We start from the raw sequence: 8,872 nt of genomic DNA on the forward strand, positions 1-8,872 counted from the left end.
TTGGCTCCGGCGGCAGGATTCGAACCTGCGACCAATTGATTAACAGTCAACTGCTCTACCACTGAGCTACGCCGGACCATGGGCCTTCGCGGGCGCCGAGCCTATAGCAAAGCCGATTCTGGCCGTCCAGCCGGATTCGCGCCCGCAGGCCGTGCGGCGAGAAAGCTTGCAAATGTCGGCGCCGTAGCCAGATCCTCCGCGGAGAGCCATGCGCAGATCGATCGAAAGAGCCGGCGGCGGGCGGGAGGGGCTGCCCTCCCGGCGGAGCGATGTCGCGAGATTTCTCGCCGAGGCGCGGCGGCGGCCGGCGGAGGCGGGGCGGGGGCGGCTCATCTTCGCGCTCGATGCCACCATGAGCCGGCAGCCGACCTGGGATCTCGCCTGTGAGCTGCAGGGAGCGATGTTCGATGCGGCGGCGACGGTGGGCGGGCTCGAGGTGCAGCTGGTCTACTTTCGCGGGCATGGGGAGGCGCGGGCCTCGGGGTTCGTCGCGGAGGCGGCGGGGCTCAAGCAGTTGATGACGGGGATCGCCTGCCACGGTGGGCTCACCCAGATCGGGCGGGTGCTCGAGCATGCCGAGCGGACGGCGGCGAAGGCGCCGGTCGCGGCGCTGGTCTACGTGGGCGACGCCATGGAGGAGAATGTCGACCGGCTGTGCCAGACCGCGGGGGCGCTGGGGCTGCGCAATACCCGCGCCTTCATGTTCCATGAGGGGAGCGATGCGACCGCGGGGCGGGCCTTCCGCGAGATCGCCAGGCTGACGGGGGGAGCGTATCTGCCGTTCGATGCCCGGGCGGCAGGCGAGCTGCGCGCGCTGCTCGCGGCGGTGGGCGCCTATGCGGCCGGGGGGAAGCCGGCGCTGGAGGCGATGCAGGGGCGGGCTGCGCGGCGGCTTCTGGCGGACATGCGCGGATGAGGAAGAGGCGATGAGCCCGCTGGTCTGGGGGGTGCTGATCCTCGCCGGCGCGGGCGCTCTCTGGGGGGTGGCGCGGATCCTCGTCAGCCTGCCGCCGCGGCGGGCGCTGGCGGTGGTGGTGCTGGCGGCGGCGGCCGGGCTTGCGGCGGTGCGGCTCGTTCCGCTGGCGCTGGCAGTCGCGGCGCTCGGGCTGGGGCTCTGGCGGAGCGCGGCGCGGGTGCCGAGCCCGGGCCAGCAGTCGGAGGTCGAGACCGCGGCGCTGCGCATGACGCTCGACCACGACAGCGGGCAGATGGACGGGGAGGTGACGGCCGGGGCCTTTCGTGGAGCCCGCCTCTCGGAGCTGTCGCCGGAGGAACTCGACCGGCTGATGGCCGAGCTGGAGGCCGGGGGGGACGATGACAGCCGGGCGCTGCTCCTGGCCTGGCTCGAGCGGCAGGGTCACGGCCGGGCGGCCGGGAGCGGGGCGCCGCCTCCGCCCGATTCCGCGACGATGACGGTCGCGGAGGCCTATCGCGTCCTCGGGCTTGCCGAGGGGGCGAGCCTCGAGGAGGTGCGCGCCGCGCACAGCCGGCTGATCCGGCGGGTGCATCCGGATCTCGGCGGGAGCAGCGCCCTCGCGGCGATGATCAATGCCGCGAAGGAGGTGCTGGATCCGCGGTGAGGCAAGGGGTCCGCACAGTGCGGACTTTTGCCAACTTGCTGAAATGAAAGGATAACGCGCGGGGCGTTAACCACCTTTCAATCAAGGTTAATCCGCGCGCGCCTATCCGGCCGCCGCCATCGCCGGGCGGATCCGCTTCTCGATCACGTCGGGGCTGAGCGGGCCGGGGAAGCGCAGGAGGATCCTGCCGTCCGGGCCGACCACGAAGGTCTCGGGCACGCCGTAGATGCCCCAGTCGAGCCCGGTCCGGCCGCTCTCGTCGGCGCCGATCCGGGCGTAGGGGTCGCCGAGTTCGTCGAGGAAGCCGAGCGCCTTGTCGGGGGCGTCCTTGTAGTTGATGCCGATGACCGGCACGCCCTCGCCGGCGAGCGCGCTCAGGAGCGGGTGCTCGACCCGGCAGGGGCCGCACCAGCTGGCCCAGAAGTTGACCAGCTTCACGCCGGGGGCGGCCAGGTCGGCGTCGGTCGGGGGGGGATCGTCGCGCAGCGCCACCAGGCGGCCGAGCTCGGGGGCGGCCTTGCCGACCAGCGCGCTCGGCAGCTCGTTCGGCGCCTCGCGGCGCAGCGCCACGAAGGCCATGGCGGCGAAGCCGAGGAAGATGAGCGGCGGCAGCAGCATGAGAAGGTTACGTCCCGGCCTGGCCATCGCCTCTCCTTCCCCCGACCCTTGCCTCGACCTCGGCGAGCCGCCGGCGCACCCGCGCCGCGCGCTCCCAAGATACCGCCACGATGAGGGCGATCAGCGCCAGCGTCACGGCATAGGCGCCGAGCACGGTGCCGGCATAGCGGGCGAGATCGGGCATCATCCCCGCGCCTCGAGCGCTTCCAGCGCCCGCAGCCGCCGCAGCCGGATCTCGGTGCGGGTCCTGACCAGCACCAGGCTGACGAAGAGCAGCACGAAGCCCGCCATGCAGACGACGAGCGGCCACCAGAAGACGTCGGACACGTTCTCGCGCGCGTCGAGCGAGAGCGAGGGTCCCTGGTGCAGCCCCTGGCTCCAGAAGAAGACGGCGTAGCGTGAGAGGAGCGCGAAGACCGAGCCGACGAGGCAGACGATGGCGGTGAGATCGGCCGCCTTGTCGGGCTCGTCCACCGCCTCCCAGAGGGCGATGTAGCCGAGGTAGAAGAGGAAGAGCACGAAGAAGGAGGTGAGCCGCGGGTCCCAGGCCCACCAGGTCCCCCACATCGGCTGGCCCCAGATGGCGCCGGTGGCGAGCGCGATCAGCGTCATCGTGGCGCCGACCGGCGCCGCGGCGCGGGCGGCAAGCGCCGAGACGTGATGGCGGCGGATGAACCAGACCAGTGAGGCGACGAGCATCATCAGCCAGGCGTTGATCGCCATCAGGGCGGCGGGGACGTGGATGAAGAGGATCTTCACCGTCGCGCCCTGCTGGTAGTCGTCCGGAGTCAGGAAGAACCCCCAGGCAAGCCCGCCGCCGAGCAGGAGCCCGGTCAGCGCCCAGAGCACCGGCAGCGCCGGCGTGGTGAGCCGCATGAATTCGGCCGGGTTGGAGTAGCGCCAGAGGGACATGGAAGGGTTCTAGATGCGCCTGCCGGCCGGTGCAATCGGCGAGGGCGCGCCGCCGATCAGCATTGTGCGAGGAGTTGCGCAGAAATGCGGCGGCACGCTTGGCGCAGGACTCCAGGATATGTTAACAGAGGCTCGAAGCCGACGTCTCGATCGGTCGACAGGCCAAGTAACCAGAGCATGAAGGAGTCCGACATGACCCCCTGGACCAGACGCAGCCTTCTGGTCGCCGCGGCGAGCGGCGGGCTCGTCGCCTGCACCACCAACCCCTCCGGGGCGGGGTTGAGCGCACGCGACAAGATCGATCGCGACGTCGACGCGGCGCTGGCGGATCTCTATTCCAACGTGCCCGGCGCCGCCGAGCTCGGTGCCAGCGCCCAGGGCATCCTCGTCATCCCGAAAATCCGCAAGGCGGGTTTCTTCGCCTCGGGCTCCTACGGCGAGGGGGCGCTGATGATCGGCCCGGCCAAGGTCGACTATTATTCGCTCTCCTCGCTCGGCATCGGGCTGACCTTCGGCGCCAGCGAGTTCAACCAGGCACTCTTCTTCATGACGCCGCAGGCGCTGCAGGACTTCCGCGTCGCCGACGGCTGGGAACTCGGCGCCGACGCCGCGGTGGTGGTGCGCAGCGACGGGGCGGCGGCCGGCCTCGCCTCGACCCAGATCAACCGGCCGATCACCGAGGTGATCTTCGGTCAGAAGGGCCTGATCGCCGACGCGAGCCTCGCCGGCGCCAAGTACAGCCGCATCATCCGCTGAGCGCCGCGGCCGGTCTGCCGGCCGCGGGCCTGAGCCGGGTCACTCCGAGCGCGCCCGCCCGCGCGAGGCTCGGGTCTAGCGACATCGGCACGTATTCCGACCGCCGCCAGATCGCCGCCAGATCGTCGTAGTGGCGCGAGAGCAGGTGCCCGCTCTCGCCGGTCGCGATGATGAAGACGCTCGAGTCGGGGTCGGAGAAGTCGTAGACAGCGCGGAAGCCCGCCGCGTGCACGTTGAGATAGGGCTCCGGCCCGTTCCCCGGCATCTGCCCGCGCAGCAGCGTCTGGTCGCCGCCGGGCGTCGACTGGCGGATGTTGACGAGATGGCGCAGCACCGGCACGTGCCCGAGCGTCTGGTGCAGATGCAGCGCCTGGTGTGCGTCTCCCCAGCGCCAGCTCTCGAGCCGGGCCCCGAAGCGCTCCTCGAGCTCGAGGAGCGCCGCGTCGAGCGAGAGGCGCGCCATCTCGGTGCAGCTCTCCTTTGCCGTCGTCTGCTTCACGTCGCACCAGGCCGCGGCGCCGTCCACGTCACGGAAGACCCGCTCGATGAAGACGGGATCGGGCGCCGGCAACAGCTGCTGCAGCGGGCCGAGTTCGTCCTGCACCAGGCGATGCTGCAGAGCGCGCACCCAGGCGGCGTAGATCAGCGGCTCGGGATCGTGCTCGCTCATCGCCCCGTTCCAGTCGGCCAGCCGCTCGAGCGCCACCTGCCGCCGCCGCTCGGCGGTGCCGGAGGCGGCTGGCTCGCCCGAGTACCAGAGATCGCGCGCGATGAGCGGCAGCAGCACCCGCGCCGCCTCGGAGACAGTGTCGGTCTGGATCTCGACGAAGCTTTCGAGCGAGTGGTAGCGCCGGTCGCCGAGCAGCTTGCCTGCGCGGATGATGCGATAGCTGTCGCCCCAGTCGAAGCTCAGGTGGTCGGGGAAGGCCGCGTCCGTCACCCGGTTGTTGGTGTTGACGACGATGCCGCTCGGCGGGTCGACGACCCAGGGGTTGGCCTCGAACGGGCGCATCCCCTGCCAGTCGTTGACCGCGAGCCAGCCCGGCGCCGGGATGCGCCCCTGGCTGGTGTGCCCGGCGAGGCGGGCCGGCGCGGCGCCGGCCATCTGCAGCGCGACCGACTCGTGGTCGGCCATGGTCACGTTGAGCGAGGGGGCGAGATGATCGCGCGTCGCCTCGCGCCCGTCCTGGACCGAGTGCGCCCGCATCAGCGCGATCGCCGCGCTGACCGAGCGGTCGCGCGGCGTCAGCGCCGTCCAGGCCAGCACCGCGACGTGCCCGGGCGGGGTGACCGCCGCAGCACCGAAGCTGTCGCCGGGGATGACCGGACCGTGCCGGGTCCAGCGCAGGGTGACGCGGACCGGGTCGGCGCCGCGGATGCCGATCACCGCCTCGCGGGTCTCGAAGCGGCGGAAGCCGGCGGGGGTCAGGTATTCGTCCGGGTTCTCCGGGTTAAGCCGCTCGATGTAGACGTCCTGGTCGTCGAGGTAGCTCGAGGTCAGCCCCCAGCCGAGATCGGCGTTGCGCCCGGCGAGGACGGCCGGGATGCCGGGGATCGTCGCGCCCATCACCGGCCCCTCGGCGAGGTCCATCCGCGCCAGCATCCAGATCGAGGGGGCGCTGAGGCCGAGGTGCGGGTCGGTGGCGAGGAGCGGCGCGCCGCCGGCCGTGCGCCGGCCCATGGCGGCAAAGGCGTTCGAGGCGCCGGCGAGCCCGGGCCGGGGCAGAGGGTCGAACGGGTGCCGCGCCGCCTCGATCACCGGCTGCGGCGTCGCGCCGGGGAAGAGCTCGGAGAACTGCGGCAACCCCATCAGCGGCGCGTTGGGCGAGTCGGGCAGGATGTCGCGCAACCGCTCCTGCGGCAGCGCGAGCGAGAGCCGCGCGCGCAGCGTCTCCATCGCCGCCTTGTCGGTCATCTGCAGCGCCATCAGCTTCTGCACCGCGATCGAATCGGCCGGGGTCCAGGGCGAGATGTCGGGCGAGAAGAGGAAGAACTCCGGCGCGCCGCGGCCGAGGGCCTCGTCCTGCACCGTGCGCAGCCAGGCGTTCACCCCCGCGGCATAGGCGGCGAGCGCGGCCTTGGCGTCCGGGCTCTGCTCGGCGACCGCCTGGTGGGCGTAGCCGTAGAGGTCGAGCGCGCGCATCAGCGTGTCGATCGGGAGCGTCTCGGTGCCGAAGAGCTCGCTGAGCCGCCCCTGCGCGGTGCGGCGCAGCATCGTCATCTGCCAGAGCCGGTCCTGGGCGTGCACGAAGCCGAGGCCGAAGAAGGCGTCGCGGTCGGTCGACGAGAGGATATGCGGGATCGCGTAGCGGTCACGGACGATCTCGATCTCCTCGGCCGGCCCCTCCACGGTCCAGGTGGCGTCGTAATCGGGCAGCGATTGACCGGCGAGATAGTAGGCCAGCCCGGCCGCGGCGGCGGCGAGCAGGATCAGGGCGAGCACGGCGCGCATCAGCCACCGGAACAGAATTGCCACGCGCCGGGCTCCTTTCGCCTCCGCCTTGACCCCGCCCGGATAGCAGGCCACTAGGGGCGACACAACGCAACAAGGGTTAATGGCAGCCGAACGGGAGGGGAGATGGCGCGCGTCGCATTCATCGGTCTGGGCGTGATGGGCTATCCGATGGCGGGCCATCTCGCCGCGAAGGGCCACGCGGTGACCGTCTACAACCGCACGGCGAGCCGAGCCGAGGCCTGGGTGGCCCAGCACGGTCAGGCCGCGGCGCCGACCCCGGCGGCGGCGGCGCGCGGGGCCGAGATCGTCTTCGCCTGCGTCGGCAACGACGACGACCTGCGCCGCGTTGCCACCGGGCCGGACGGCGCCTTCGAGGGGCTCGCGAAGGGCGCGGTCTTCGTCGACCACACCACGGCTTCGGCCGCCGTCGCGCGCGAACTCGCCGCGGCGGCGGAGCGACAGGGCGCGGCCTTCGTCGATGCCCCGGTCTCGGGCGGCCAGGCCGGCGCGGAGAACGGGGGCCTGACCGTCATGTGCGGCGGCGACGCCGCGGCCTACGCCCGCGTCGAGCCGGTCATCGCCGCCTATGCCCGGTCCTGCCGGCTGATGGGCGCGGCGGGAGCCGGCCAGCTCACCAAGATGGTGAACCAGATCTGCATCGCGGGCCTCCTGCAGGGTCTCTCCGAGGGCCTCGCCTTCGCGCAGAAGGCCGGGCTCGACGGGCGGGCCGTCCTCGACGTCATCTCCAAGGGGGCGGCCGGCTCCTGGCAGATGGAGAACCGCGGCCCGACCATGCTCGAGGGGAGGTTCGACTTCGGCTTCGCCGTCGACTGGATGCGCAAGGACCTCGCGATCTGCCTCGCCGAGGCCGACCGCAACAGCGCGGCGCTCCCGGTCACCGCGCTCGTCGACCAGTTCTACAAGGACGTGCAGCAGATGGGCGGCGGGCGGAACGACACCTCCAGCCTGATCCGGCGGCTGGGGTGAGCCTGCCCGCCTTCACCGGGACGCCGGCGATCGTCCCCTCGATCCTCTCGGCCGACTTCGCCCGGCTCGGCGCGGAGGTGAAGGCGGTCGAGGCCGCCGGCGCCGACTGGGTGCAGGTCGACGTGATGGACGGCCACTTCGTCCCCAATCTCACCCTCGGCCCCGACGCCGTGGCGGCGTTGCGCCGCCACGGCCGGACGGCGCTCGACGTCCACCTGATGATCGCGCCGGCCGATCCCTTCCTCGAGGCCTTTGTCGCCGCCGGCGCCGACCTCGTCACCGTCCACGCCGAGGCGGGGCCGCACCTCGACCGCAGCCTCGCCCGCATCCGCGAGCTCGGCGCGAAGGCCGGCGTCGCGCTCGACCCGGCGACGCCCCCCTCGGCGGTCGAATACGTCCTCGACAAGTGCGACCTCGTGCTGGTGATGACGGTGAACCCGGGCTTCGGCGGCCAGGCCTTCCTGCCGGCGATGCTGCCGAAGCTGCGCGCTCTCCGCGCCATGATCGGCGACCGCCCGGTCTGGCTGCAGGTCGACGGCGGCATCGGCCCGGAGACCGCCGCCCTCTGCCGTGCCGCGGGGGCGACGAGCTTCGTCGCCGGCTCCTCGGTCTTCCGCGGCGGCCCGGAGGCCTACGCCGGCAACATCGCCGCCCTGCGCGCCGCCTGTGTCGCCGCCTCGTGACTGGACAAGGGTCGCGGCGATGAATGAACGTCCGTGACGAAGCCCGGAGCCTGCCGATGAGATCGCCCGCCGTCCTGTTGCCGCTCGCCCTTCTCGCCGCCTGCGGCACGACCTACGAGGTGCCACTCGGCGCTGCGCCCTCGGGGGCGCTGCCCGCGGCGGCCTCCCAGGCGCCTGCGGGCCGTGCGCGCACCTCGGCCGACTTCGCCCGCGTCGCGTCGCGCATCGAGCCGGTGGCCGAGCGTTTCTGCCGCGAGGAGAACCCGCGCGCCCCGGCGGCCTGGTGCGACTACCGCATCCGGCTCGACAACGATCCGCGCATGCCGCCGAACGCCTACCAGTCCGAGGGCGAGGACGGCCGGCCCAACGTCACCGTCGGCGTCACGCTCCTCGGCGAGATGCGCTCGGACGACGAGATCGCCTTCGTGCTCAGCCACGAGATGAGCCACCATATCGCCGGCCACATCCCGAAGCAGCAGCAGCAGCAGGTCCTCGGCGCGCTCATCCTCGGCGGCCTCGTCGCCGCCGCCGGCAATCCGGCCACCGGCGGCCCCGCCTCCGACCAGGCGATCAGCCAGGCGATGGACGTCGGCGCCTACCTCGGCGCGCGCAGCTACTCGCAGAGCTACGAGCTCGAGGCCGACACGCTCGGCGCCTTCATCGCCGCCCGCGCCGGCTACGACCCGGAGGCGGGAGCGGAGATCTTCGGTCGGCCGGCGCTTGCCGACGCCGGCGGGCCGCCGATCCTCTCGAGCCATCCGGCCTCCGCCCGCCGCCAGGCGACCATCGCCGCCGTCGCCGCCGAGATTCGCCGCCAGCAGGCGCTCGGCCTGACGCCGCGCCCCGGCCAGGCGGGCTGAGGTGCCCATATGAATTCCATA

Annotated in this window: 10 protein-coding genes and 1 tRNA gene; 6 read left to right on the forward strand and 5 right to left on the reverse strand. The window is 72.4% G+C overall.

What is annotated here, in order from left to right; all coding sequences use genetic code 11:
• Window position 1 precedes the first annotated feature (1 nt).
• Window positions 2–76, reverse strand: a tRNA-Asn gene (locus tag Q0112_RS05465).
• Window positions 77–208: 132 nt separating this feature from the next.
• Here Q0112_RS05465 and Q0112_RS05470 point away from each other — a divergent pair.
• Complete coding sequence (locus tag Q0112_RS05470) at window positions 209–916, forward strand: VWA domain-containing protein (RefSeq protein WP_297972522.1); 708 nt, start codon at window positions 209–211, stop codon at window positions 914–916.
• A gap of 10 nt (window positions 917–926) precedes the next feature.
• Window positions 927–1,580, forward strand: a complete 654-nt coding sequence (locus Q0112_RS05475) for a molecular chaperone DnaJ (RefSeq protein WP_297972525.1) — start codon at window positions 927–929, stop codon at window positions 1,578–1,580.
• Between the two features lie 102 nt (window positions 1,581–1,682).
• On the opposite strand, the gene Q0112_RS05480 is transcribed toward Q0112_RS05475, so the two are convergent.
• From Q0112_RS05480 to Q0112_RS05490, 3 genes are read right to left on the reverse strand one after another with little or no spacing between them, the layout of a single operon-like run.
• Window positions 1,683–2,225: a DsbE family thiol:disulfide interchange protein gene (locus Q0112_RS05480; RefSeq protein ID WP_297972527.1), complete on the reverse strand. Its 543-nt coding sequence runs from the start codon at window positions 2,223–2,225 to the stop codon at window positions 1,683–1,685.
• Window positions 2,206–2,385: a heme exporter protein CcmD gene (gene ccmD, locus Q0112_RS05485; protein WP_297972530.1), complete on the reverse strand. Its 180-nt coding sequence runs from the start codon at window positions 2,383–2,385 to the stop codon at window positions 2,206–2,208. Before ccmD ends, Q0112_RS05480 begins: the two co-directional genes overlap by 20 nt.
• Window positions 2,382–3,110 (reverse strand): heme ABC transporter permease, encoded by a 729-nt coding sequence (locus Q0112_RS05490; protein WP_297972533.1) that lies wholly within the window; start codon window positions 3,108–3,110, stop codon window positions 2,382–2,384. The genes ccmD and Q0112_RS05490 overlap by 4 nt, the downstream gene beginning before the upstream one ends.
• Window positions 3,111–3,287: 177 nt before the next feature.
• On the opposite strand from Q0112_RS05490, the gene Q0112_RS05495 reads away from it, so the two are divergent.
• Entirely contained in the window at window positions 3,288–3,866 is a 579-nt protein-coding gene (locus Q0112_RS05495) for a lipid-binding SYLF domain-containing protein (RefSeq protein WP_297972535.1), read from the forward strand.
• Here the strand turns inward: Q0112_RS05495 and Q0112_RS05500 are convergent.
• Window positions 3,856–6,342, reverse strand: coding sequence for a penicillin acylase family protein (locus Q0112_RS05500; protein ID WP_297972537.1), 2,487 nt, complete (start codon window positions 6,340–6,342; stop codon window positions 3,856–3,858). The two genes, Q0112_RS05495 and Q0112_RS05500, sit on opposite strands and share 11 nt — an antisense overlap.
• Window positions 6,343–6,444: 102 nt before the next feature.
• Between Q0112_RS05500 and Q0112_RS05505 the strand changes: the two genes are divergently transcribed.
• Genes Q0112_RS05505 through Q0112_RS05515 form a run of 3 tightly spaced genes read left to right on the forward strand, consistent with a single transcriptional unit; the run spans window position 6,445 to window position 8,851 of the window.
• Window positions 6,445–7,308 carry an NAD(P)-dependent oxidoreductase gene (locus Q0112_RS05505; protein WP_297972541.1) on the forward strand — a complete coding sequence of 288 codons (864 nt, stop codon included), beginning with the start codon at window positions 6,445–6,447 and terminating at the stop codon, window positions 7,306–7,308.
• Complete coding sequence (gene rpe / locus Q0112_RS05510; RefSeq protein WP_297972544.1) at window positions 7,305–7,991, forward strand: ribulose-phosphate 3-epimerase; 687 nt, start codon at window positions 7,305–7,307, stop codon at window positions 7,989–7,991. The genes Q0112_RS05505 and rpe overlap by 4 nt, the downstream gene beginning before the upstream one ends.
• 56 nt (window positions 7,992–8,047) lie before the next feature.
• A complete protein-coding gene (locus Q0112_RS05515; RefSeq protein ID WP_297972547.1) occupies window positions 8,048–8,851 on the forward strand; it encodes a M48 family metalloprotease in 804 nt (267 codons plus the stop codon).
• Window positions 8,852–8,872 lie beyond the last annotated feature (21 nt).

The organism is uncultured Amaricoccus sp., assembly GCF_937858865.1.
Taxonomy (GTDB): Bacteria; Pseudomonadota; Alphaproteobacteria; order Rhodobacterales; family Rhodobacteraceae; genus Amaricoccus.

Coding starts and splice junctions, on each gene's coding strand:
- Q0112_RS05470 (WP_297972522.1), top strand. CDS start 209: ATGCGCAGATCGATCGAAAGAGCCGGCGGCGGGCGGGAGGGGCTGCCC.
- Q0112_RS05475 (WP_297972525.1), top strand. CDS start 927: ATGAGCCCGCTGGTCTGGGGGGTGCTGATCCTCGCCGGCGCGGGCGCT.
- Q0112_RS05480 (WP_297972527.1), bottom strand. CDS start 2,225: ATGGCCAGGCCGGGACGTAACCTTCTCATGCTGCTGCCGCCGCTCATC.
- ccmD (WP_297972530.1), bottom strand. CDS start 2,385: ATGATGCCCGATCTCGCCCGCTATGCCGGCACCGTGCTCGGCGCCTAT.
- Q0112_RS05490 (WP_297972533.1), bottom strand. CDS start 3,110: ATGTCCCTCTGGCGCTACTCCAACCCGGCCGAATTCATGCGGCTCACC.
- Q0112_RS05495 (WP_297972535.1), top strand. CDS start 3,288: ATGAAGGAGTCCGACATGACCCCCTGGACCAGACGCAGCCTTCTGGTC.
- Q0112_RS05505 (WP_297972541.1), top strand. CDS start 6,445: ATGGCGCGCGTCGCATTCATCGGTCTGGGCGTGATGGGCTATCCGATG.
- Q0112_RS05515 (WP_297972547.1), top strand. CDS start 8,048: ATGAGATCGCCCGCCGTCCTGTTGCCGCTCGCCCTTCTCGCCGCCTGC.